This is a genomic window from Paenibacillus algicola, from assembly GCF_005577435.1.
GTDB classification, from domain to species: domain Bacteria; phylum Bacillota; class Bacilli; order Paenibacillales; family Paenibacillaceae; genus Paenibacillus_AQ; species Paenibacillus_AQ algicola.
In genome coordinates, this window is record NZ_CP040396.1 from 295,588 (window position 1) to 318,357 (window position 22,770).

A 22,770-nucleotide genomic window follows, 5' to 3' on the forward strand; every position below is an offset into this window, starting at 1 on the left:
GGTGTACTGTCCAAGTCTAAATAGGGCTTGCTGAACGCTCATAAAATCGCTAGAAACCGCATAACAACAAGGGCTTTTGGTGCTTTGTGTCGAATTCATATGCAAAGGAATGCATCGAAAGTACAGCAAAAACTTTGCAGATGGAGTGATGGAAGTGTTCAAACCGACCGCGTATCTCGAAAATCAATTGATCATGCCAGGCGATTTCTTTCTCCCTTTCGGAGGGAAACTGAACGAAGAAAATCGCTGGGTTCAGTTGGCGCGGTTGGTGCCTTGGGTGGAAGCCGAGAAAAAGTACGGACAGTTTTTCAAAGACACGCTCCGCGGTCAACAAACGATCAGTTTGCGGATGGGGCTTGGTGCATGAATCATTCAAGAGCGTATGCAGTTGACGGACAGAGAAACCTTGGAATCGATTCGTGAAAATCCCTATATGCAATACTTCATCGGTCTGCCCGGATTCGCGATGAAGCAGCCGTTCCATCATTGTATTCGCGCACGCCTTGCAAAGACAAGTGAATCGGTGATTACGCTACAGCTTCTGGTGATGAACTTAGAACGTAGGCTCCGCGTTATTTTTTCCTCATTTTCACGATGCAGTCTCGTGGACGCCTAGCTCTGAAGGCTGGATAAAGAATCGTTCAGCAAGCCCTAATTAGGCCAACGAGAAAATCTCTGGCTGACCTAATAATACGAAGAGTCGCTAGAATAGCGACTCTAAATGGGGGGGGTCTATCCATCGATAAAAGACCTGTAAGGAGTAGGGTTACCAGTGCTTTTTTGAATTTCGGATGCATATAAACCATCCATTAGCTGATAGAATTCTCCCCAATTGGGATTTTCCAGTTTTTCCTTTTTAGTAAGATAATATAAATATTTATAAATCATTTTCAAACCATTTACGCCATCTTCAGGTTGTACCATTTCCATCCGCCGTAAATAGTACAAAAGTTCATAAATCTCAATTGCCCCAACATTTGACAGCCCAATTGTTTCTTTGGTTGGTGATTCTAATAGTCTCAACGCTCTCGAATCATGAGAGGCAAAAAAGTTAAGTGGTTTTGTAGCGATATAGGCTAAAGACTTAACTTCACCACGATCATCAGCGTTATCTAACTCAGGTTCATAGGCAGTATGGGCAGCTATCGCTTTTTCAAAGGACTGTCTATAAATTTCTGTATCCGAATCAAATTCGCTATCTTCCATAACAATAAGATGGCCCTGATCTATTCGACTTTGAGCATAATTTCTTGAGTCACTACTTACAAGTTCATTAATAACCACTCTATGGATGGATAGATAAGGGAAAGTAAGAAAAAGCGGATCAAGCCAAAACTTTTGAAATGATTTAAAGGGGATAGCAAATGAACCTTTGACTGTGTTTGAACGATCAAAAGAAATGAAGAAATTAGCATCGAGAGGTATCTGTTGAGTATAGTCATTAATAAGCGAAACAAGAGCTGGGTTTTGATCGATTACATTGACTCTCAATCCTCCTCCTCCTTAAATAGGAGGGCCAGATCATCATCGAAGTCGGCTTCTTCCATTAACTTATAGTCATCCAAGGACTTTCCAAATAAATTTAAATCGTCTGAAAGTTCACTGAGTGATACTTTTCCTTCTTCATAATTCTCAATAAGCTTTCCTAAATTCTCTCCCTCAGCTCCAAATAGATTGGTTCTGGTATTTAGTTGTTGGAAAGCTTTTAAGTTTATATTTGAGCCAAGAGTATAATAAATGCCTTCGTGATCTCTTGCATCAATTTTTAAGAGGTTCTCAAGTACAGTTTTCGAGATTGCCCCAACTTCTTGTAAACGACGAACGATTGCTTTAAAAGGTAACCGGTAATCACAATGTATCTCCGCAATTAGGCGCAGCAATGCATTTGTAGGCCAACCTTTTAAATCTTGATTGCCTTTGTTCTTTTCCTTAACCTCATGTACAAGTTTTTCTGTAGGAAGGAGAAATTCAGCAGCAAATCGGTTTGCCTTTAATTCCCTGATATCACTTGAATGATCAAGGCCTCTACATAAAACAAAAGGGTCTGAAGATTCGAAATGGTGATATAATTCATGAGCTAGTGCAAAAATTTGTTTATCCCAATAATCTGTTGTATTCAAACCGATATAACAAATCGAGTATCCATCCTCTTCTTTGGAAGAGAGATACAGAGCTGCAAGAGGGTTATCAGATTCTTCTCCTTCATTCAAAAACGGAATCTGGATCAGCTGAATGCCCAATGTTCGTATAACTTTGAAAAGGTTATCTCCTAACGGCCCCATACCGAGCTCCAGGACTCTACGTTTTTCTTTAGCAAGCTCTTCAATGGTATAAAGATCTTCTTTTGTTAACACGAAGTCATTTCCTCTCTCTGTCTCTTTCTCAAACGATCATGTTTTCTGAGGCAAAGCATCATAGAAATCATTTTATCGAAGTTTACACGTTCAATTTCAGTTGTTGCGCTGCCCATCATCGCAAGAAATACCTTCTTCTCATCCGGATTTTCCTCAATATCTTTTAAAGAAAAACGTAGGGCCTCCATAAGAATATTCAATTGTTCAATACTTGGATAAAAACGGCCATTCTCTATACGGCTTAATGTATCTTTGTTTATATTGGTCTCCCCGCTCAATTCCTCTAACGTAATTTTTCGTACATTTTTACGTTTATGATGTACAACTTCGGAAAGTTTTGTGAGTGAGATGCTCATTTTAGATCCCTCCAAACTATTTATAAATAAATTATACTTTATGTATATTTTTAAAACAAGTTAATTTAATGAATTATACAATTCGTATATCAATAGGTGGAGTCATTTGTTCATTATTTATAATTATTAAAGTGAATTATGTTGAATTTTCTACAACCCTTAGAAAAAGCACTGACGTGCTTCTTTAACTTTAACTATACCTTGTGACCATTAATTTAACGAAAACAGTTGATTGATTTGGTGGGTTGCCATTTTACCTTTATTCAATTAATGTTTCCAATGGATTCACAAATGACTCATATGTTCTATGAATTTATAATGCAACTTGACAGGAATGTTAAATCGCACAATTACGGATTCTTCAGCCAGGATTGGACCTTCAGATGTCAGTCTTGCCACGCAAAAAGTAATTGCAGGCTATAATTAGGGCTTGCTGAACGCTCATAAAATCGCTAGAAACCGCATAACAACAAGGGCTTTTGGTGCTTTGTGTCGAATTCATATGCAAAGGAATGCATCGAAAGTACAGCAAAAACTTTGCAGATGGAGTGATGGAAGTGTTCAAACCGACCGCGTATCTCGAAAATCAATTGATCATGCCAGGCGATTTCTTTCTCCCTTTCGGAGGGAAACTGAACGAAGAAAATCGCTGGGTTCAGTTGGCGCGGTTGGTGCCTTGGGTGGAAGCCGAGAAAAAGTACGGACAGTTTTTCAAAGACACGCTCCGCGGTCGACAAACGATCAGTTTGCGGATGGGGCTTGGTGCATGAATCATTCAAGAGCGTATGCAGTTGACGGATAGAGAAACCTTGGAATCGATTCGTGAAAATCCCTATATGCAATACTTCATCGGTCTGCCCGGATTCGCGATGAAGCAGCCGTTCCATCATTCCATGATGACGCATTTCCGAAAGCGCTTGACGGAAGTGCTGGCTGAACTGAACGAGCTCGTCGCCTCCACGGGCGCGAAGGAAACAAAAGACGATGATGACAGCAATGACGCAAGCGGCGGTGGTCAAGGAAAAGTAAAGCGCTCGAAGAAGGAAGTCCCTGCCGTTCAAGCCGAACAGCAAACGATGTTTGTGGAGGCGTCGGATGAATCGTCAAAAGCAGGACCACCCCAGACGGCCGCAATGCCAGAGAGTCCTGAAGCGACAACGTCTGTTTCTGAAGCGCATCTGGTATCGACAGTATCAGAAGCGACAGCTTTGCAAAATCAAGGGACCATACTGGTAGATGCCACTTGCGCGCCAGCGGATGTAGCATATCCCACAGATCTGAACCTGCTGAATGAAGCGCGGGAGAAGCTCGAAGCGATCATCGGTGCGCAAGTGGACGATTTTTTATTGGGCGTGGGCGATTGCCTGGTCCCCGTTTGTCGGTGCCTTTGTCGCACGCGTATCCCGGGGGCGGACCGTCCGGGAGTTTATTCTGGGAGTTATGGTTGTGCCGCCGCTGATTGCCTGTATGTGGATGGCGGTGTTTGGCGGAACCGCGCTGTGGCTCGATATGAACCAGAATGCAGGCATTGCTACAGCCGTATATCATGACGTATCGACAGCGCTTTTTGAATTGATTGAGCTGCTGCCGCTGTCAGGTATCGTACATGTGCTGTCTCTCCTTCTGATCCTGACGTTCCTCATCACTTCGGCGGACTCGGCGACGTATATTTTGTCCAGCATGACGACCTCGGGCAGCCTAAATCCCCCATTTTATGTAAAAATGGTCTGGGGCATTCTGATGGCCTCCATTGCAGGCGTGCTCCTTTATACCGGAGGCCTTGAAGCGCTGCAGACCGCTTCCCTGATCTCGGCACTGCCGTTCACGATCATCTTGCTGCTGCTGGTGATTGCAGTCATCCGCATGTTCAAGGGAGAACCGCTGCCGATCCGCAAGGCCGACGTGAAACGCTTCAAGCGGCTGGAGGAAGCCGTCAATAAGAGCAGGAAGCAGCGGTGAGCCTTGAGCAATGTGCAGGACGCAGGACGTGTCAATCTAATGGAACAGCAAAAACCCCGCCGCCGGGCGAGGTCAGTGAAGAACTGCTTTACATTTAACCAAGCCAGCAGGGCATGGTCTTTACGACTGCCTGCTGGCTTATATTTATAGTGCGCTGCTGCGGCCAAACTCTCCCAGCGCTTCTTTAGCGAGCTGGTCCAGCAGCATATTATCCATAGGCGGATTGAACAGGCCCGCCCGGATGTCCCGGGCGTAACGCTCCAGCGGCAAAGCCTTGGAGAGGCTGGTTCCGCCGACAATCCGCATGGCGAGGTCTACGACCTGAAGCGCGCGGTTCGTGACGACATGCTTGGCCAGCCCAAGCTGCGGGCGCAGGCCGGGCCGCAGCTTGGGCTGTCTGTCCCAGACAGCCGCCGCTTCATAAAGCACAGACCGCGCAGTGCGCAGCTCGGCCTCCATCTGCCCGATGAGCTGCCGTACCGTCGGCACCTCTCCGATCGGTCCGGGAAGGCTGTTCGGGGAGTAGGTGCCTGCGAATTCCACGGCAAAGTCTCTTGCAGCCATCGCGATTCCGGCATAACAGGCCGGAATATGGAGTAGCCACCCGCTGCCGTCATCGGTGCCGCTTCCGGTTACGATGCGTGCTTCCTCAGGAACAAAAACCTCTTCTAGCACCACATCATGACTGCCGGTCGAGCGCATCCCCATCGTATTCCAGGTTTCAATGACCTTCACGGCCTCGGAGCGTTTCACCAGAAATTCACTCACGGTGTCCTCCGGGGTGACCGTCGCAGTGACGACAAAACGGTCCAGTATAGGTGAAAGAGTGCTGAAGGTCTTGCGGCCGTTGACTCTATAGCCTCCTGTGATACGTTCTGCAGTGGTGGCAGGCTTGCCGCCTCGGCTTGGGCTGCCCGTGCCGGCTTCACTGCCGAACACATTCAGGAGGGAGCCCTCTTGAATGACATCCCGGCACAGCTCTTCAAACAGAGGCTCCGGCCATTTACCGCTCGTGCGCAGATGCAGAAGCTGGCCCAGATGCCAGCCAAAGCCGAGCGCCGTGGAGCCGTCGCCCCAGCCAAGGCACTCTTGAACCTGCACCAGCTCATATAATGAAATTTCTTCTCCGCCGTGTGACTTAGGCACAGTTAGCCCGTTGTAGCCGCCTTGGCGGAGATCTTCAAAGTTATCAAATGGAAAAGAGCCCTCCTCATCATGCTTCGGAGCCCGCTTCGCAAACCGCATGGCCAGCTCCCGCACCTTCTTGAGGCGCTCTCGTTCAACATCATTCCGGATATATTGCTCTCGTAACAAGCTCATGGCGTCCCTCCTAGCATTCCAATCGGATTCGTACACATAATACCACAAAGGGAAATATCATTGCACGGGACACCCGGTCTCTCTGCCCCGCGCGCCGGGAGAAGCACGCTGTAAGCATAAGAGGGAATGCTTGAGGCGCTTGTGCTATCTTTTTGCAGACTGCCGGGTGGCATGAATCGCCAGGGCAGCGGCGGCAAGAACCATCAGGCTGCCGATCCAAGGCGTATGCCGGATGCCAATCGTATCCACGGCGATCCCCCCGATGGTGGCGCCTAAAGCGATCCCGACGTTGAATGCGGCAATGTTCAGCGCCGAGGCTACGTCAACAGCCGAGGGCACATACTTCTCAGCCATTTGCACCGTGTACAGCTGCAGGCCCGGCACGTTCATGAAGGCGAACAGTCCCATCAGGATCACTGCCGCCAGTCCTGCGACTCGGAACGGGATAACGAGAGACATCAGAATGAGCACAGCTGCCTGGATGATGAACATGTAACGGAGGGCTGACACCGGATTCCGGTTTGCCCATCGTCCGCCGATCTCATTACCGGCAGCAACGGCAAGGCCATAAATAAGCAGTACAATACCTACGGCGGAGGGCTTGAGTCCGACGACATCCTGCAGCATCGGAGTCAGGTAGGTAAAAGCGACAAAGGTTCCTCCGTAGCCAAGGGCTGTCATGCCAAGTCCGGTCAGAATAGAGGGATGAGTCAACAGCCGAAGCATGTCCTGGAACTTGGCTGGAGGCGGCTGCTTCAAATTCTTTGGAATTAGCACGGATAGCGCAAGGAGGGCGATAACGCCAAGTCCCGCTACACCGGCAAAAGTAGCTCTCCAGCCAAAGCCCTGACCAATATATGTGCCCAGAGGCACGCCGGTCACGGTGGCGACGGTCAGACCTGTGAACATGAGAGCGATGGCGCTGGCTTTTTTCTCCGCAGGAACGAGCTGGACCGCGATGGTTGAGCCGATCGAGAAGAATACGCCGTGTGCAAATGCTGTAACGACTCTGGCTGTAAGCAGAAGCGCAAAGCTTTGCGACAAGGCAGCGGCGGTGTTGCCTACAATGAACAGCACCATCAGGGAGAGCAGCAGGCTTTTGCGGCTCATCCGGTTCGTCAATGCCGTCAGCACGGGTGCACCGGCAGCGACACCGACCGCATAGATGGAGATGAGCAGGCCGGCCAAGGTGATCCGGATGCTCATATCGTCTGCGATGGAAGATAACAGTCCCACCGGCACAAATTCGGTCGTTCCAATGCCGAATGCACTGACGGCGAGCGCGAACAGCGCCCAACGGGATGAGGGGGTCCCGGCTTTTGAAGCAGGCAGGGCTGCAGGGTTACTACTAGAGTTCATATAGAGGAAGCCTCCTGATATAACAAATTTGTCCAAGCCCCGAATGCTTTACATCCGGCGGACAAATGCTATTATAGGGCGGTAGAATGTCAGAGGTAAGTACGCACTTTAAAGTACTGTAGGCACCTTTAAGTACCTATGTTTTTTGCAGGCTCGAGAAAGGTGCACTTCACATATCAGAGTATACGAAATGAGGAGGGCGAGGCTTGTGGCCTATAATATACCGGTTGAAGCGACCCTGGAGGTCATCGGAGGAAAATGGAAGGTCGTTATTTTATGCCATCTGGATAAGGGGGAAAAGCGCACCAGTGAGCTGAAGCGCCTTATGCCCGGCATTACCCAGAAAATGCTGACCCAGCAGCTGCGAGAGCTGGAGGAGGCGGGGCTTTTGAAGCGGCAGATTTTTGAACAGGTGCCTCCCAAGGTGGTGTACTCCTTAACGGAGTACGGCTGGTCGATGAAGCCGATCCTGGATACGATGTGCGCCTGGGGAGAGTGCCATATGAAGAAGACGGGCCAGACCTTGATGACGGAGGGAGAGCCTCAGACTGCAGGAACTTCATCGTGACTTTACCGGCGGGAGGGCTCAGCCGTAATCACCAAATGCACTCAGCAGGATGGACCGGGCGGTGAGACTAAGGATAAACTCTAATGCGGGTGCTCCTGCCTTCAGTCTCGGCGGCTTTTCCTGATCCATTGCACAATGTATTCTGCATCGCGTCCCACTCCTCCCAGGAGTGCGGAATCTCTGCGTTGCTGCCATGGCAGCCCCAGAAAGAACAAGCCTTGGACCGAAGAGACCCCGCGCTGGTGCAGGGGCCTGCCCTCGCCATCCAGCACCCCGGGAACCTTTATCCAGCCGTAATCAGGCCGAAATCCGGTAGCCCATATAATGTTGGGATACACGGCTTGGGTGCCATCCTCAAAGAGCATCACATCTTGTTTGGCTGCTACGGTCCTCGGCTTGATAGTGACGGCATCGGACCTTAACGCACGCTTCACCTCTGTGCCAAAAATGGGATCGCCTTTAGCGCGAAGCCATCGGCCTGCCGGGCTGTCAGCGGAGGCACGAAGCACGCCACTGTGATTCAACCACCAGAACATGCTTTTACCCCAAAAAGTAAGCGGCATGAATTTCAGCCGCTGCCCTGCAGAGAGATGAACCTCCCGCTCCAAAGACAGCTCCGCGGCGATCTGTGCACCGGAATTGCCTGCCCCAACGATCAGAACGTTGCCTTGCTGAAGGGAGGAGGGGTTTACGTATTCCGAGGTATGCATTTGGCGGATATTTTCGGATAGCTGCTGAGCAAAGGGAGGAAGGTGCGGCTTTTGAAAAGGGCCTGTCGCCACAATGACCTGTCGTGCTTGAATCTCACCTTGACTCGTAGTGACTGCAAATCCAGCGGCTGTCCGCTCCAGTCTCTGAACTTTAACACCCAGCTGCATCGGGAAGCCGTAATGCCGAGCATACTGCTCCAGGCTATCGGCAATCTCGTCCTTGCTGCTGCAGCCGTCCGGATTCCCCTCCAGCAAAAGACCGGGCAGCGCATTGTAGGCACGGGGAGTAAAGGTGATCAGAGAGTCATATCTCTGTCTCCAGGGATCTCCAATGCGTGATTCTTGCCCGATCAGCAGGAAATTTATCGTTGTCTTACTCAGATGGTAGGCGGCGGCTAATCCCGCCTGGCCTGCCCCTATAATAAAGATATCCACATGTGTATTCATCTGCAGCACCTATACCTTCAGCTCGGCATGCCGGGTTGCCGGGGTTTCAATCTGAATCGTGGTGTGGTCAATTCCGAATCGCTCAGCGATGGTCGTAATCGCAGCCTGCAGCACAATCTGGGAATTCTGTCCATCGGTAATAACCAGGTGGCAGCTGAGTGAATCCAGGCCCGAGGTAATACTCCAGATATGGAGATCATGCACCTCTGTAACGCCAGGAATGCGGCTCAGAACGTCCTCAACATCAGCGGCATTCACATGAGCCGGCGTCCCCTCCATCAGGATATGCACGGTATGCGTAATTACGCCCCAAGCGCCGCGCAAGATCAAGAGGGCTACCACTACGCTGATGATGGGGTCCGCGATATACCAGCCGAAGAGCAGCATAACCGCGCCTGCTGCAATGGCACCTACAGAGCCCAGAGCATCCCCCAGCACATGCAGGTAGGCACTGCGCAAATTGATGTTGTTCTTGACATCGCCTTTTCGCATCAGTGCCCAGGCGCTCAGCACATTAGCGGCGAGACCGATGGACGCAATCAGCATCATGGAGCCGCTGGCCACTTCGGGTGGCTCGGTAAAACGTCCATACGCTTCCCACATAATGAAGCCGGCCACAACAAACAGCGTCACCCCATTGAGCAGCGCTGCCAGAATCTCAAACCGGTAAAAGCCAAACGTCCGCTTCGGAGAGGATGGCCGGGAAGCAAAAGAGACGGCAACCAGGCTTAGCAGCAGCGAGACCGTATCACTCAGCATATGGCCGCTGTCCGAGAGCAGGGCCAGACTGTTCGTCAGCAGCCCCCCAAAAAACTCAAGCAGCATAATGCTGAACGTGATGCCTAACGCGAGAAGCAGGCCCTTTTTATTGCCCTGGGGGTCCAGCCCGTGATGATGACCGTGGTGGTGTCCATGATGGCCATGGCCATGACCGTGGCACGTATGATCGTGATTATGCCCGTGATGGGAATGAGAGTGAGAGCTCATAGCGTTTCAGCCTCCTGACATTGCTCGGCGTGACAGACCGCCTGATTAAGTAAGGATATGACGTGATTATCATCGCAGGAGTAGATCATGCTGGTGCCCTCCCGCCGGCTTTTGACCAGACGCATCGTCCGCAGCAGGCTTAACTGGTGCGATACTGCTGAATGGGAAATATCCAGCACCTCCGTAATATGACCCACCGTACACTCCTCCTGAGCGAGCATATATAGGATCTTGATGCGCGTGGGGTCTGACAATGCTTTAAATATTCGGGATACATCCTCAACCGTCTGTGCTTGTAAAAAAGAGTGCTCATGAGCCTCCATATGCATTCGCCGCCCTTTGTATTCTATATATGAGCATATGCTCATATATAGAATACAAAGATGTGCGACAGATTGCAACTCCTTTTGCCTCGTAGAGCTCGATGCAGCTGCAGGAGGTTCCCGCGCATAATGAACGCGAAAAAGCGAACTCGATGCGGCGTTGTGGTGGTTCTGGAGCAAATGAATGCGAAAAACCGAACCCGATGCATCCGAATGCCGCCCCCGCGCTCAACGAACGCGAAAAACCGAACTCGATGCGCCACTGGAGTGGTTCTAGAGTAAATGAATGCGAAAAACCGAACCCGATGAGTCCGTATGCCACCCTCGCGCCCAACGAATGCGAAAAACCGAACTCAATGCGCCGTTGTGGTGGTTCTGGAGCAAATGAATGCTAAAAACCGAACCCGATGCATCCGAATGCCGCCCCCGCGCTCAACGAACGCGAAAAACCGAACTCGATGCGCCACTGGAGTGGTTCTGGGGTAAATGAACTCGAAAAACTGAACTCGATGCGCGACTGGAGTGGTTCTGGAGTAAATGAATGCGAAAAACCGAACCCGATGAGTCCGTATGCCGCCCTCGCGCCCAACGAATGCGAAAAACCGAACTCGATGGGCGCGCCGCCCGATCCTGCGCCCAACGAATGCGAAAAACCGAACTCAATGCGCCGTTGTGGTGGTTCTGGAGTAAATGAACGCGAAAAACTGAACTCGATGCGCCACTGGAGTGGTTCTGGGGTAAATGAATGCGAAAAACCGAACCCGATGAGTCCGTATGCCACCCCCGCGCCCAACAAACGCGCAAATCCAAACTCGATCGCGCCATTGTGGTAAATCTGGAATAAACGAACTCAAGTTAAGGTAAGAATAGGCTTTTGGGATAAGGAAAAGAGCCGGAAGTCGCTTTATCTTTCTTGTCAACCTGCAATTCACTGTGGTAGAATAATAATGGTGTTTTTTATATTGATGATGTTTACTCGCTTGGGAGGTGGAAGGTATGGTAATGTTTTGGGAGGTTCTGCTGGTTATTTTTTCGATCGCTATGATCGTGGTCGTTCTTCTTCAGAAGGGTAAAAGTGCGGGTCTTGCTGGTGCCATCTCCGGCGGTGCTGAACATCTTTTCGGGAAGACGAAGGCTCGCGGGATGGACCTGGTGCTGCAGCGCACCACCGTTGTCATCGCTGTAGGCTTTATTGTCACTGCTGTTATTGTCGCGATGCTGAAATAGAATGAACATAGAACCTTCGCTTTTTTCAGTTCGGAAGAGAGCGGAGGTTTTTTTATACCATTTTTCCAATGTACATAATTCCTGAGATTGAATGATTTCCCACTCTGGCTTCGCATAGAGCCTGACCTAAGGATACCTTCGATTAAATTCGTGTATACTAGGTTATGGGTATATATAGGTAAAGGTTGGATGAATACAGGTTTACACTTATGCCACGTTTTCTTGAGGTGAAAAGATGATAACAGAACAGACATTACTGGAATTTATGCGGGAAACCGCCTATAAGCCGATGACATACCAGGAGCTGGAGCAGCATTTTGGGATTGAGGATGCGGGAGATTTCCGCGAATTTTTGAAGCTGCTGAATGAGCTGGAGCAATCGGGACAAATTCTGCTGACCCGCACGAACCGCTACGGAGTGCCGGAGCGGATGGACCTGGTGCGCGGACGGATCCAAGCTCATGCGAAGGGCTTTGCTTTCCTGATTCCTGATGATCGGGAGCATCCTGATGTATACATCCATGCCAATGACCTGAAAAGCGCAATGAACGGAGATATTGTGCTGCTGCGCGTCACCTCCCAAAGCCATGCCGGGGGCAAGCTGGAAGGTGAGGTCGTCCGGATCGTTACGCGTGCGGTAACCCAGATTGTGGGTGTGTTTCAGAACCATGAGGTGTATGGCTTTGTCATTCCGGATGACAAGCGGATTAACCGGGATATTTTTATCCCGAGACAAGGAATGAACGGAGCAGTGGACGGCGAAAAGGTCGTCGTCAAGATGCTCAGCTATCCGGAAGGCCGTGCAGCGGCGGAAGGTGAAGTGGTGGAGGTGCTGGGGCATAAGGATGACCCGGGCGTCGATATTTTGTCCATCATCCGCAAGCATCAGCTGCCCGAGGGCTTCCCGGAAGAGGTGCTGGCTGAAGCGGAGCAGGCGCCGAGCTCCATTACCGAGGAAGAGATTGTGAAGCAGGGCAGACGGGATCTGCGCGGGCTGAACATTGTGACGATTGACGGCGAGGACGCGAAAGACCTGGATGATGCCGTGAACGTTGAGCGTCTTCCTAACGGTCATTACAGACTGGGCGTACACATTGCCGACGTCGGCTACTATGTGCGGGAAGGGTCGGCATTGGATCAGGAAGCGTATGCACGGGGGTGCAGTGTCTACTTGGTTGACCGGGTTATTCCGATGCTGCCGCACCGCCTGTCGAACGGCATCTGCAGCTTGAATCCGCAGGTGGATCGCTTGACGCTGTCGTGCGAGATGGAATTTAACGAGCAGATGAAGGTCGTCAAGCATGACGTCTTCACGAGCGTGATTAAGACGAAGGAACGGATGACGTACAGCAATGTGCGCAAAATTCTCTTGGACGAGGACCCGGAGCTCATGGAGCGCTATAGCGAGCTGGTCGATGATTTCCGCCTCATGCGCGAGCTGGCAATGAAGCTGCGGGACCGGCGGATGCGGCGGGGCGCGGTGGATTTTGATTTTGTGGAATCCAAGGTCATTGTCGATGAGAGCGGCAAGGCGGTCGATATTGTGAAGCGCCAGCGCTCCATCGCCGAGCAGATTATTGAGGAATTCATGCTGGCGGCGAATGAGACGGTGGCAGAGCATTTTCACTGGCTGAAGGTGCCGTTCCTGTACCGGATTCATGAGGAGCCGGACCCGGAGAAGCTGCAGAATTTTATGGCGTTTGCGGCGAATTTCGGACACCATGTCAAGGGACGGGGCAATTCGATTCATCCGCGCGCGCTGCAGAACTTGCTGGAGGACATTCAGGGCACGAAGGAGCAGACTGTACTGAGCACGATGATGCTCCGGTCGATGAAGCAGGCGAAATATGATGCTGAGAGCACGGGGCATTTCGGACTGGCGGCGGAGTTCTACTCGCACTTCACCTCCCCAATCCGGCGTTACCCGGATCTCGTCATTCACCGCGTCATTCGCGAGGTGTTCGAGAACGGCAATACGCTGACGGAGCAGCGTCAGGAATATTTGGGCGCTAAAATGCCGGATATTGCCCAGCAATCCTCCGAGCGGGAGCGCGTGGCAGTGGATGCCGAACGCGACACCGAGGCGCTGAAGAAAGCGGAGTATATGCTCGATAAGGTAGGCGAAGAGTTTGAGGGTATGATCAGCAGCGTAACAAGCTTCGGCATGTTTATCGAGCTGGAGAATACGGTTGAGGGCTTGATCCGCCTTAGCGCGCTGAGCGACGATTATTATCATTTTGATGAGCGTCACATGCTGCTTATCGGCGAGCGTACGTCCAAAATGTTCCGTATCGGCGATGAGGTCAAGGTTCGCGTGGCGAACGTGAACATGGAGGAGCACACCATCGATTTCGAGATGGTGGATATGAAGCCGCGCCGTGAAGGCGGCTTCGGAGGCGGCGCCGGCAAGCGCAGCGGCGGTGCTGGCGGTGGCGGCCGAGGCTTCGGAGGCCGTGATCATGGCGGGCGCGGCGGGGCCAAGGGCGGCCGCGGCAAGCGCGGCGGCGATGCACAGCCCGCCGCAGCCGGCGATGCGAGCGGAAAGCCAAGGCGCAGCAAGCGCGGTGACGCCGGCGGTGCCGGTGGCGCTGCAGGCGGCAGCAGCGGTGGCGGCGTGAGCCTGGGCCGCAGCGAGGAGACGCCGCGCAGCTTCGCCTTTGGCAGCGGCAAGGGCGGCTACAGCTCGCAGGGCGCGAGCTCGACCGGCTTCGATCGCAATGCCGGCAGCGGCAAAGGCGGCAGCCGACGCAAGAAGACGTCTGGCAGCGGCATTTTTATCGGGGAAGGCGCATCGCCTGGTCCGGGAAATGGCGGTGGCGGCCGCAAGCGCAAGAAGGGCGGCGGCACGGCAGCTTTTGTACGGAAGAACAAAAAGTAAGGGTGTAAGGCAGAAAAGCGGAGGGACACCCGTCGCTGCTCCTTTTAGGCCAATTTCCTCGGCTAAAGTGCAGCAGTGAGACTCTAGTGTATTTGCGGGGGTCACCGATGCCGGAGTGCAGGCCCCGCCTTGCTTTTGGAGGATGCAGTTGATACAATGGACTTCTGGTGAACCGCTGTCAGGATGCGTTTACCGGAGGTCTTTTTTCACTAGGGTGACCATATATTTATGAAGCTAAGGAGTGATCCTATGGGTAAGAAAAGTGACGGGAAGGTTCTGGCCCAGAACAAAAAAGCTTCCCATGATTACTTCATCGAAGATACGTATGAAGCCGGCATGGTGCTGACCGGAACGGAGATCAAGTCATTGCGCAACGGGCGTGCGAACATCGGGGACGCTTTTGCCACGATTCGGAACGGTGAGGTTCATATCCACAACATGCATATCAGCCCGTTCGAGCAGGGAAACCGCAGCAATCCGCTGGACCCGACGCGAACACGCAAGCTGCTGCTGCATAAAGTCCAGATCAACAAGCTGCTCGGCTTGTCCAAGCAGGAAGGCTATTCTATTGTGCCGCTGAAGATTTATATCCGCAACGGCTATGCGAAGCTGCTGATTGGCCTCGGTAAGGGTAAGAAGCAGTATGATAAGCGCGACACCGCTGCGAAGCGGGATGCCCAGCGGGACATTCAGCGGGCTCTGCGGGAGAAGCAGAAGGTGGCGCGGTAAGTCTGCCGCATGAGGAAGAAGCGATAATTCTACGGTTTCATAAGCATAATCACACGGGCTGGCAGCATTTAGCTGCTTTCCCTGTGATCTGTATATCATTTTGATAGATAATGTGATATACTAACTGATGTAAGCGATCCTTGATCTTTATTAAGATCTTTGACAACAAGCTTGTTGCTTCGAAATCCTTTCTTGGAGGGAAAGGATTTTGGAATAGATGAATCTGCTTGGCTTGATCATCTTCAGATCTAATCCATCTATCCCTTTTTTGTGTGAGGCTTTGCTTAACCGCGAGGTTCACCTTATTAAGGGGGCGTTCTTGGATTCGACGGGGGTAGTTCGGGCATGAGTAGCGGGTAGTGGGGACGCGTCCACTTCATCAACGCTAAAGCCTATTAAACGGCAAACAACAAAACAACTACGCTTTCGCAGCTTAATAACCTGTGAGCGTGCTCTCGCTCTGTATCGCCCATGTACCGGGATGAGGGCTCAACTTTAGTGGGATACGCTGTCACATCTCCGCCTGGGGTGTGCTGAAGAAGACAATCAGGCTGACCCAACGTATAGCCGGTTACGGGGCGATACTCGGGTGACATCAAAGCCGTGACTACACCCGTAGAAGCTTGTGTTGTCGTTATCTTCGGACAGGGGTTCGACTCCCCTCGCCTCCATACATAAAACCCGCTCATAGAGCGGGTTTTCGTCATTTATAAGCCTACGAACAGCTTGAGATGAGGTGGCAATATGGCCGGTAATATAACAAAAGTCGGAACAAAATTTAGGGTAACCTTTGATTTTGGCAGGGATAGTTCAGGAAAGCGAATTAGACAGGATGGATAACTATGTAAAGTACAACTGTGAGGAAACGACGATGTATTCTTATAAAAACATCATCTACAAGCATGTCATTCCATATCTCGGTACCTTTGAACTCCAGAAGCTCCAGCCTGTATTTATCCAACAATACTATAAACATCTTATGGATGACAAGGGGCTTTCTCCTAACACGGCACATAAGCACCATGCATGTATTCGGAAGTCTTTAGATTATGCCCTGAAGCAGCAGTTTGTTCATCGAAACGTATCCGATGATGCTGTGACGCTGCCTAAAAAGGAGAAGTTTACAGGACAATCCTACTACACCAAGGAGCAATTAAACACATTGCTTGAGATGGTTAAGGATACGAGGCTAGAGTTCCCTATTTATTCAGCTGGTTACCTGGGCTTGAGACGAGAAGAGATTGTAGGGTTGCGGTGGCAATACGTTGATCTTGCTAAGAGGCTCATCCATATTGAAGAGGTTCGTACAAGTGCTGGCAGTCAGGAGGTTGTGAAGACTCCTAAGACGGAAAAGAGCAGGAGAGTGCTTTTTATAACGGAGGAGCTGCTAGAGGTCTTATTGAAAGTGAAAAGTAAACAAGATAATCATAAACGTATTCTGGGCGAAAACTATATGGATAGCGGGTATGTTTTTACTCATGATAACGGCAAGCCATATCGGGTGAACTACATAACAAAAGCATTTAAGGATTTTTTGGAGAAGAACAATCTTCCGAAGATCAGGCTTCATGATTTGAGACATACGTTTGCAAGTATTCTTTATGAAGCGGGTGTTGACTTAAAGGCTATTTCAGAAGCTTTGGGGCATTCAGATCTTGGAACGACTAATAAGATTTATACTCATCGATTTGATAAGACGCATAAGAAGACTGTGACAGCTATGAGCGAGGCGTTAGGAAGAAGAAGGTAGGGAAGCTGTAGGAATCCCTATGATCTAAACAGATGGAATAAATCGATTACGTTGAACCAAACAGAAACTTTAACAAAAGTTATAACTTAGCCAGTGCAAGAGAGCTTAACATTAAGCAACAAAAGGCAGTGTTAAACCAACTTTTAACTGAAAGTTGGTATTCGACCAGCAGACGGTAGTAAAAACCAGACAAACTCCAATTATCTAGAATCTTTGGTGAGAAAAAATAATTATAAAGTGAGTTTAAATATTAGGAGGGGATGATTCCCATCCTATATTTATTTTGAGCTAATTTCTGGACTGTCAACAGTAAATCAGACAACTTTTTTAATAGATGGAGCCGCCAACTGCTTACTGTTTATGCTGATTCAACCCAGTCGCTGACTCAGTATGATGACGCGAACCGCGTACAATCGACACAGGATGCGGAAGGCAATGTACAAAGAGCATACTATGATATATACGGCCAAATGATAAAGTCAGAAGAACAGGCGGTACAGGAACAATTAGGCCGTTTAACCATGCAGCAGAAATAGCAGGTATTGAATTTGGAACGAGTTTTACAGGTGGCGGTGTGTAATGCCCCCCATTGTCAAGACACGAATTTCCGAGAAATAAGTTAATCCTCCTTGTCTTGTGAGATCTTGTGATTTAAGACGCGATTTGTTCAACAGAATGCGTATAGAATTGAGCCGGCTTGGCTCCTTCTAGAGATGCATGAGGCCGTTCATGGTTGTAAAAATGGACATAACGAGCTATCCCTTTGCGCAGCGCGCGAGGGTTTTCGAATTCATTGAGAAAGATGCATTCATACTTAAGGGAGCGGAAATATCGTTCTGTCCGGCTGTTGTCTGTTGCCCGGCCCTTGCCATCCATAGAGATCTTTACTTCTGCTTTTTCAAGCAGCTCAAGATAGTCAGCGTTGGTAAAATGGGAGCCCTGGTCGCTGTTCATAATCTTAGGTTTGCAATGGCTGAATGCACGTTTGAGGCACCTCAAAACAAATCCCTTTTCGAGCGTGTTGGATAGTTCGTAATCGATGATTTTTCGGCTGTACCAATCGATAATGTTGAATAGGTACATAAATCCATTGCCCATCCGGATGTAGGTAATATCGATTCCCCAGACCTGATTCGGGCGGTCGATCGTTAAGCCTTGAAGCAGGTAAGGACGGATATACTTGGCATGCAGGCGCTTGCTCAGGTTCGGCTTTGGATAGATGGCCTCTAGACCCATAAGCTGCATAAGACGGCGTACACGCTTGCGATTCACTTCATAGCCTAGATCTCGAAGGAAACAGGTTATTCGACGGTAGCCGAAGTAAGGGTGTTTCGTGTAGATCTCATCGATCCGATGCATGATTTGCACATTGACTTCGCTCTCACAATGCTCCTTTTCAGGACGGTATACGCTGGTTCTGTTGATACTTAGAAGGGCTGCCTGACGTTTGATATTGATTTCAGCGTTGCCTCGCTCGACCATACCTTTACGAGCTTCTAGAGGCTCATTTAAGGCCAGATTTTTTTTTGAGCCAGTCGACCTCCACTGTGAGTTGGCCAACCAGCTGTTCCAGATGTTCTTGCTTACTTTCATACTCCTTTTTCATTTTGTCGACTTCACTGGCCTTCTTCTCGAACACCGTGTTGGCGCGCTCTAAAAACTCTGATTTCCATCGGCTAATCATCACGGGGCTAAGCTCATATTTAGCGGCAATTTCATTCACTGTCTGCTCCTCTCGAAGCACTTCCAGCACGACTTTTGTCTTAAACTCTGCGGTATATCGGTTCCGTTTTTCCATGGCTTCATTATAACTTATTTTTTTCCCTCCTGTGTCTCAAGGTATGGGAGCATTATAGTGCGGCAAAAGGGTTTACTAAGTTGGGCATAAAAATAGAAAAGGCCCTACTATCGGAATAAGTATTCAAAAAAAAAATAGATGATAAATATTTAAAGCGAAATGAGCTGATGCACACGAAGTGAAAAAAGAAACATACGGAAAAAATGCGGAAATTAGCAAATATGATTTGTACGTGGACAAGTCGACGGGTCAAATATATGCTATGAGAAAAGGCGGAAAAGGTGAGCCGACTCCTACTGGTACTTTTTAAAATAATATTTAGGAGTGGAGAGCATGACAGAAACAACAGTAAGGGCAGAGTTTATTATGGTAGGTGATAATTTTCCAACTGAGGAGATTACTCAAGCATTACAACTTGAACCAACAGAAGCATATAATAGAGGAGACTTTTCAAAGTCAATGAAACAACGATTGGAAAGTTGTTGGTCAATTAGCACGCCGTACGAAGCATCATTTGATATAAATATTCAATTAATGAAAGTCATCGAAATAATCAAGTCAAAGCAGAAAGTTTTACTGCACTTAAAAGAGCAGTATTCGTTAAAATTTATGTTTATGATAGTTATCAACATTGAAAATAACGATAAACCTGCAGTTTACCTTGAAAGTGATACGATTCATTTTGCCAGTGAAATAGGAGCATCTATAAATTTTGATTACTATATTTACTCTTAGTAAGACTACCACATGCGAGTGTAACAACTCCATGTGGTTTCTTTTTTCTAAATAGCCCCCACCAAGTGCCGAATGAATCGGGGGGGCACGACTCGAATGGACTTAACCATCTTCGTACCCGTATGATATTTTTGTAGTATGCCTGTACGCACAGAATCGCTTGAATTTTATCACCTAAATAACGCATTCGAGGTACATCCAATAGGTCGATTATGGTCAGATACCACCATGCTTGACCTGTTTTTTGTTATCTTCGTTTTCTCACGGGTTTTTGAAAATATTTCGCAACTGTAGCATACGCCGCCCCGATAGATAAGCTGTCTATGCCATTGCAACTTTAAGTCAGGAAAGCCCGACCACTATTATTGTCAGAACTTAACTATTATGATCAGCATGCCTTTTTTACCAGTATCGTGGATCGTGGTGTACGTGAAGATGAATTAAGTTGGTTTATTATTGAAACAGTTATAAGTGGCGGGATAGGAGCGTGGAAAAAAGCTGTTAGTTCTGCCACAAAAAATGCAGTGAGTAAAGGTGATACAGTATGGAGTTTTATTAGGCAAACTCAGGCTGTAAGAGAAGGCACATTGATTCCAAGATCTTTTGAGCTAACCAGTCGCAATGCAGGAAAAATGTGGGTACATCCGAATGCAACTAAACATATGGAGGAATATGTTAAAAGGTATACAAGTCATTCTTATAGTATCAATCAACAGGCATTACTTACGAGTTTTAAGTCAGCTGTTGATTATGCGACTAAAAAAGGAATTGAGTATAATAAGCTTGTTAATGTAAGAGGTTGGGAACTGAAGTTTTCAAAAAAAGAAGGGGACATTCTTCCAGTTATTATGCATGCAGTGTATAGATAAAGTAAAAGAAGGTGTTTTGAATGCTAGAGTTAATTAATATTACTGATGAGTGCAGAGTAACTATAGAGTTTGATGACTATGTTCCGCTTAACGTGGAATGGAAACATAGTCAGGGGAGATACAATCTTCCACTTATTTATTGGCGGACAGGAGATATAAGAAAATCGCTTATCGAAATTGGCATAGACTCGATTAGTGGAGTTGTCTGTAGTATGACCTTGGTACTTTCATCTGATAATTCTAAGAGAAATAATATATTGGATATGGGGGAGGTGATGCGGGGTTGCCCAGTTTTTGACATTAGCTCCTTCAATGTAAAGTATATTGATTATGTACAAAGTTTTTCTGTTATAGTTTTGAATAATGCAGTGCTAATTAATTTTTCTGACGAAGTAGCCTTTAGGAATGTAGGGAATAACGATGTGGTGTTTAGCTTTGATAAAGAAGATAGATTACAAAGTATCACTGTATGCAATCTTTCTAAGGAGGACCATGCAAAAATTAAGAGAACGTTAAATATAGATTAATATTGTCGTATTTTAACCACGTGGAATGCTCCATGTGGTTTCTTTTTTAGTTAGGTAAAACTCGCCAACAAAAAATTTCAAGTATTATTCCGGTAGCGTCAAGAATTTTGTGTAAATAGAAAAACCTTGTCTTGTAGATGCCGCGTTTAATCTGTGGTTGTGAACATAGCCTGTAGTTCAGCCCGAGCCTGGTCAAAGCCGGTATGGCATCGGGTTGCGAAACGTTGGTTGTAGCCCTCAAACTGTGCAACCAAAAACTTCTCCAACGCTTCCTCGTGTGGGAATTGCTCTTTGCGCTTGGTGTATTTCTTATTCTGTTTGTTAAACGACTCGATGAGATTCGTAGAGTAAATACTTCTCCAGATGGACTCTGGAAAGCTGTAGAACGTGAAGATATAGGGGTTTTCCTGCAGAGATTTCACAACCTTGGGATAGCTGGATTTCCACTTGGTACAAAGCTCATCTAGAGCGGTCTTTCCTTGTTCTTCGTTCTCTGCACGGTACACGGTTTTAAAATCATTGCAGATCTCAAGCCGGTCCGTTACACGTACTTTGTGGGCTATGCTGCGTGAAACATGGACGCAGCAAGACTGGTACTTCGCCCGAGGATAAACTTGTTCAATGGCAGACACAATGCCCTTTAAACCATCGGAAATAAAGAGAAGAACCTCTTCGGTGCCGCGTGCTTTCACGTCTTGAAGCAATTCATTCCATATGTAAGCAGACTCTGTCGGAGCGATGGTGTACGCTAACACCTCTTTAGAGCCGTCCTCACGAATGCCCACGGCTAGATAGATGGCTTCTTTCGAGACCGTTTCCCGTTTCACAGCCACATAAGTGGCATCGATATACACGCAAACATAACGTTTAGCCAGCTGGCGTGTCGTTAAGGCATCGACATGTTCAACCATGGTTTTGGTCATATTTGATACGGTTTGCGGCGTATAGTGATGCCCATACATTTTCTCAATGAGGTCAGCAATCTCCGTCATCGTCACACCTTTCTGGAACATGTGAATGACGAAGGCCTCCAGCGTGTCATTGGAGCGCTTGTACGGAGCAACGGTTTGCTGTTTAAACTCTCCATTTCGATCTCGGGGAATGTTGAGTTTCAGATCTCCATATTCGGTGTGCAACGTGCGTGTGTAGCTTCCGTTCCGAGAGTTCCCTGAGTTTACACCTGCACGATCATATTTCTCATCATCTAAAAATGCGGTGAGCTCAGTTTCTAACAACCGATTCATAGCCATCTCCAGATGATTGCGAAAAATTTCGCTCACATCCTGCTTTGTGACTAGAGCCTGAACTAAATCTGATGTAAAATGATTCATAGGGAAGACCTCTCTTCGAATTGTTGTGTGGTAACTCAATTCTACAAGAAAAGGTCTTCCTTTTTCTATTTATCTATTTACACATAATATTTTACGCTCTCGAATCTTTTTGAAGATGGCGATTTATATCCTACAACTATGGATGAAGACGAGTTACTTTGTAAAATGCGTAACGAAATAATCAACTCATAATGGAGACTGATGTTTTGTACTATAACCTTGATTGGCTCCGTGCCTTTCAAGGTGTTTTTTTGTAATATTGAAATGACTGTAAGTACCACTTCTAATTCTCCAGTATATCACTAAATATTTCTTCGGTTTGATTGTCCTGCTTAAATTCGCGAGCAGCTTCTTTAGACTCAGAGATTAAACTTTTTACAGCTCCCCGAAGGGCAGCTTGCCGCTCACGAAATTTGGTTAGAAGCTCGTCACCCTCGACACTGAAAATTGAGACTTCCGGCATGAAATTTTTTGGGACTCATGAGGACTTCGGCATCTTTTCCGGTTAATAGTAGATATGGTAAAAAGATAGTTATCTAATAT

General features: G+C 48.3%; 22 protein-coding genes, 1 other RNA gene and 3 pseudogenes. 15 read left to right on the forward strand and 11 right to left on the reverse strand.

Annotation, left to right across the window (positions count from 1 at the left end):
- Positions 1-154 precede the first annotated feature (154 nt).
- Positions 155-529, forward strand: a pseudogene (locus E6C60_RS01330) (transposase); the annotation flags it as partial.
- Positions 530-732: 203 nt separating this feature from the next.
- On the opposite strand, the gene E6C60_RS01335 reads toward E6C60_RS01330, so the two are convergent.
- The 3 genes from E6C60_RS01335 to E6C60_RS01345 are packed head-to-tail and all read right to left on the reverse strand — an operon-like array spanning position 733 to position 2,710.
- Complete coding sequence (locus E6C60_RS01335) at positions 733-1,491, reverse strand: hypothetical protein (RefSeq protein WP_138224114.1); 759 nt, start codon at positions 1,489-1,491, stop codon at positions 733-735.
- Positions 1,488-2,354 carry an ImmA/IrrE family metallo-endopeptidase gene (locus E6C60_RS01340; RefSeq protein ID WP_138224115.1) on the reverse strand — a complete coding sequence of 289 codons (867 nt, stop codon included), beginning with the start codon at positions 2,352-2,354 and terminating at the stop codon, positions 1,488-1,490. The genes E6C60_RS01335 and E6C60_RS01340 overlap by 4 nt, the downstream gene beginning before the upstream one ends.
- A complete protein-coding gene (locus tag E6C60_RS01345) occupies positions 2,348-2,710 on the reverse strand; it encodes a helix-turn-helix domain-containing protein (RefSeq protein ID WP_138224116.1) in 363 nt (120 codons plus the stop codon). Before E6C60_RS01345 ends, E6C60_RS01340 begins: the two co-directional genes overlap by 7 nt.
- A gap of 557 nt (positions 2,711-3,267) precedes the next feature.
- Here E6C60_RS01345 and E6C60_RS01350 point away from each other — a divergent pair.
- A pseudogene (locus E6C60_RS01350) lies at positions 3,268-4,032 on the forward strand (transposase); the annotation flags it as partial.
- A gap of 1 nt (position 4,033) precedes the next feature.
- A pseudogene (locus tag E6C60_RS01355) lies at positions 4,034-4,669 on the forward strand (BCCT family transporter); the annotation flags it as partial.
- 144 nt (positions 4,670-4,813) lie between these two features.
- On the opposite strand, the gene E6C60_RS01360 reads toward E6C60_RS01355, so the two are convergent.
- On the reverse strand, positions 4,814-5,989 hold the full coding sequence (locus E6C60_RS01360; RefSeq protein ID WP_138224118.1) for an acyl-CoA dehydrogenase family protein: 1,176 nt from the start codon (positions 5,987-5,989) through the stop codon (positions 4,814-4,816).
- 144 nt (positions 5,990-6,133) lie between these two features.
- Positions 6,134-7,348, reverse strand: a complete 1,215-nt coding sequence (locus tag E6C60_RS01365) for an MFS transporter (protein WP_138224119.1) — start codon at positions 7,346-7,348, stop codon at positions 6,134-6,136.
- 208 nt (positions 7,349-7,556) lie between these two features.
- Between E6C60_RS01365 and E6C60_RS01370 the strand changes: the two genes are divergently transcribed.
- Entirely contained in the window at positions 7,557-7,916 is a 360-nt protein-coding gene (locus tag E6C60_RS01370; protein ID WP_397331199.1) for a winged helix-turn-helix transcriptional regulator, read from the forward strand.
- Between the two features lie 101 nt (positions 7,917-8,017).
- On the opposite strand, the gene E6C60_RS01375 is transcribed toward E6C60_RS01370, so the two are convergent.
- The 3 genes from E6C60_RS01375 to E6C60_RS01385 are packed head-to-tail and all read right to left on the reverse strand — an operon-like array spanning position 8,018 to position 10,383.
- Entirely contained in the window at positions 8,018-9,073 is a 1,056-nt protein-coding gene (locus E6C60_RS01375) for a flavin-containing monooxygenase (RefSeq protein ID WP_138224121.1), read from the reverse strand.
- 9 nt (positions 9,074-9,082) lie between these two features.
- Positions 9,083-10,060 (reverse strand): cation diffusion facilitator family transporter, encoded by a 978-nt coding sequence (locus tag E6C60_RS01380; RefSeq protein ID WP_138224122.1) that lies wholly within the window; start codon positions 10,058-10,060, stop codon positions 9,083-9,085.
- Positions 10,057-10,383 (reverse strand): ArsR/SmtB family transcription factor, encoded by a 327-nt coding sequence (locus tag E6C60_RS01385; RefSeq protein ID WP_138224123.1) that lies wholly within the window; start codon positions 10,381-10,383, stop codon positions 10,057-10,059. Before E6C60_RS01385 ends, E6C60_RS01380 begins: the two co-directional genes overlap by 4 nt.
- 101 nt (positions 10,384-10,484) lie before the next feature.
- Here E6C60_RS01385 and E6C60_RS01390 point away from each other — a divergent pair, with 101 nt between their 5' ends.
- From E6C60_RS01390 to E6C60_RS01420, 7 genes are all read left to right on the forward strand, one after another.
- Positions 10,485-10,778: a hypothetical protein gene (locus E6C60_RS01390; RefSeq protein WP_138224124.1), complete on the forward strand. Its 294-nt coding sequence runs from the start codon at positions 10,485-10,487 to the stop codon at positions 10,776-10,778.
- A 12-nt stretch (positions 10,779-10,790) separates the two neighbouring features.
- Complete coding sequence (locus E6C60_RS01395; RefSeq protein WP_138224125.1) at positions 10,791-11,216, forward strand: hypothetical protein; 426 nt, start codon at positions 10,791-10,793, stop codon at positions 11,214-11,216.
- Between the two features lie 163 nt (positions 11,217-11,379).
- Positions 11,380-11,610 (forward strand): preprotein translocase subunit SecG, encoded by a 231-nt coding sequence (secG, locus tag E6C60_RS01400; protein ID WP_138224126.1) that lies wholly within the window; start codon positions 11,380-11,382, stop codon positions 11,608-11,610.
- A gap of 235 nt (positions 11,611-11,845) precedes the next feature.
- A complete protein-coding gene (gene rnr / locus E6C60_RS01405; protein ID WP_138224127.1) occupies positions 11,846-14,488 on the forward strand; it encodes a ribonuclease R in 2,643 nt (880 codons plus the stop codon).
- Positions 14,489-14,737: 249 nt separating this feature from the next.
- On the forward strand, positions 14,738-15,217 hold the full coding sequence (gene smpB, locus E6C60_RS01410) for an SsrA-binding protein SmpB (protein WP_138224128.1): 480 nt from the start codon (positions 14,738-14,740) through the stop codon (positions 15,215-15,217).
- A 309-nt stretch (positions 15,218-15,526) separates the two neighbouring features.
- Positions 15,527-15,891: a transfer-messenger RNA gene (ssrA, locus tag E6C60_RS01415) on the forward strand.
- Between the two features lie 122 nt (positions 15,892-16,013).
- Positions 16,014-16,967, forward strand: a complete 954-nt coding sequence (locus E6C60_RS01420; RefSeq protein WP_233281093.1) for a site-specific integrase — start codon at positions 16,014-16,016, stop codon at positions 16,965-16,967.
- Positions 16,968-17,618: 651 nt separating this feature from the next.
- On the opposite strand, the gene E6C60_RS01430 is transcribed toward E6C60_RS01420, so the two are convergent.
- Positions 17,619-18,765 (reverse strand): IS3 family transposase gene (locus E6C60_RS01430; protein WP_456093909.1). Its coding sequence is split into 2 segments (ribosomal slippage): positions 17,619-18,495 and positions 18,494-18,765, totalling 1,149 coding nucleotides; the frame shifts between segments, so codons are not numbered across the junction.
- Between the two features lie 178 nt (positions 18,766-18,943).
- On the opposite strand from E6C60_RS01430, the gene E6C60_RS21540 reads away from it, so the two are divergent.
- The 4 genes from E6C60_RS21540 to E6C60_RS01450 all read left to right on the forward strand — a co-directional run bounded on the left by E6C60_RS21540 (position 18,944) and on the right by E6C60_RS01450 (position 20,896).
- On the forward strand, positions 18,944-19,075 hold the full coding sequence (locus tag E6C60_RS21540) for a polymorphic toxin type 33 domain-containing protein (protein WP_138224130.1): 132 nt from the start codon (positions 18,944-18,946) through the stop codon (positions 19,073-19,075).
- A 23-nt stretch (positions 19,076-19,098) separates the two neighbouring features.
- Positions 19,099-19,500 (forward strand): DUF4279 domain-containing protein, encoded by a 402-nt coding sequence (locus tag E6C60_RS01440; RefSeq protein WP_138224131.1) that lies wholly within the window; start codon positions 19,099-19,101, stop codon positions 19,498-19,500.
- A 365-nt stretch (positions 19,501-19,865) separates the two neighbouring features.
- A complete protein-coding gene (locus E6C60_RS01445) occupies positions 19,866-20,369 on the forward strand; it encodes a hypothetical protein (RefSeq protein ID WP_175415136.1) in 504 nt (167 codons plus the stop codon).
- Positions 20,370-20,389: 20 nt separating this feature from the next.
- Positions 20,390-20,896 (forward strand): hypothetical protein, encoded by a 507-nt coding sequence (locus tag E6C60_RS01450; RefSeq protein WP_138224133.1) that lies wholly within the window; start codon positions 20,390-20,392, stop codon positions 20,894-20,896.
- A gap of 146 nt (positions 20,897-21,042) precedes the next feature.
- On the opposite strand, the gene E6C60_RS01455 is transcribed toward E6C60_RS01450, so the two are convergent.
- Positions 21,043-22,227 carry an IS256 family transposase gene (locus tag E6C60_RS01455; protein WP_138224134.1) on the reverse strand — a complete coding sequence of 395 codons (1,185 nt, stop codon included), beginning with the start codon at positions 22,225-22,227 and terminating at the stop codon, positions 21,043-21,045.
- A gap of 283 nt (positions 22,228-22,510) precedes the next feature.
- The gene (locus E6C60_RS21075) at positions 22,511-22,690 is read right to left on the reverse strand and encodes a hypothetical protein (RefSeq protein ID WP_138224135.1); all 180 of its coding nucleotides are present in this window, start codon (positions 22,688-22,690) and stop codon (positions 22,511-22,513) included.
- Between the last annotated feature and the right edge of the window lie 80 nt (positions 22,691-22,770).

Bases quoted from the DNA above. Each gene is read 5' to 3' on its own strand.
- E6C60_RS01345 (WP_138224116.1), bottom strand. From the start codon at position 2,710: ATGAGCATCTCACTCACAAAACTTTCCGAAGTTGTACATCATAAACGT.
- E6C60_RS01360 (WP_138224118.1), bottom strand. From the start codon at position 5,989: ATGAGCTTGTTACGAGAGCAATATATCCGGAATGATGTTGAACGAGAG.
- E6C60_RS01365 (WP_138224119.1), bottom strand. From the start codon at position 7,348: ATGAACTCTAGTAGTAACCCTGCAGCCCTGCCTGCTTCAAAAGCCGGG.
- E6C60_RS01375 (WP_138224121.1), bottom strand. From the start codon at position 9,073: ATGAATACACATGTGGATATCTTTATTATAGGGGCAGGCCAGGCGGGA.
- E6C60_RS01380 (WP_138224122.1), bottom strand. From the start codon at position 10,060: ATGAGCTCTCACTCTCATTCCCATCACGGGCATAATCACGATCATACG.
- E6C60_RS01385 (WP_138224123.1), bottom strand. From the start codon at position 10,383: ATGGAGGCTCATGAGCACTCTTTTTTACAAGCACAGACGGTTGAGGAT.
- E6C60_RS01390 (WP_138224124.1), top strand. From the start codon at position 10,485: ATGCAGCTGCAGGAGGTTCCCGCGCATAATGAACGCGAAAAAGCGAAC.
- E6C60_RS01395 (WP_138224125.1), top strand. From the start codon at position 10,791: ATGCATCCGAATGCCGCCCCCGCGCTCAACGAACGCGAAAAACCGAAC.
- secG (WP_138224126.1), top strand. From the start codon at position 11,380: ATGGTAATGTTTTGGGAGGTTCTGCTGGTTATTTTTTCGATCGCTATG.
- rnr (WP_138224127.1), top strand. From the start codon at position 11,846: ATGATAACAGAACAGACATTACTGGAATTTATGCGGGAAACCGCCTAT.
- smpB (WP_138224128.1), top strand. From the start codon at position 14,738: ATGGGTAAGAAAAGTGACGGGAAGGTTCTGGCCCAGAACAAAAAAGCT.
- E6C60_RS01440 (WP_138224131.1), top strand. From the start codon at position 19,099: ATGACAGAAACAACAGTAAGGGCAGAGTTTATTATGGTAGGTGATAAT.
- E6C60_RS01450 (WP_138224133.1), top strand. From the start codon at position 20,390: ATGCTAGAGTTAATTAATATTACTGATGAGTGCAGAGTAACTATAGAG.
- E6C60_RS01455 (WP_138224134.1), bottom strand. From the start codon at position 22,227: ATGAATCATTTTACATCAGATTTAGTTCAGGCTCTAGTCACAAAGCAG.
- E6C60_RS21075 (WP_138224135.1), bottom strand. From the start codon at position 22,690: ATGCCGGAAGTCTCAATTTTCAGTGTCGAGGGTGACGAGCTTCTAACC.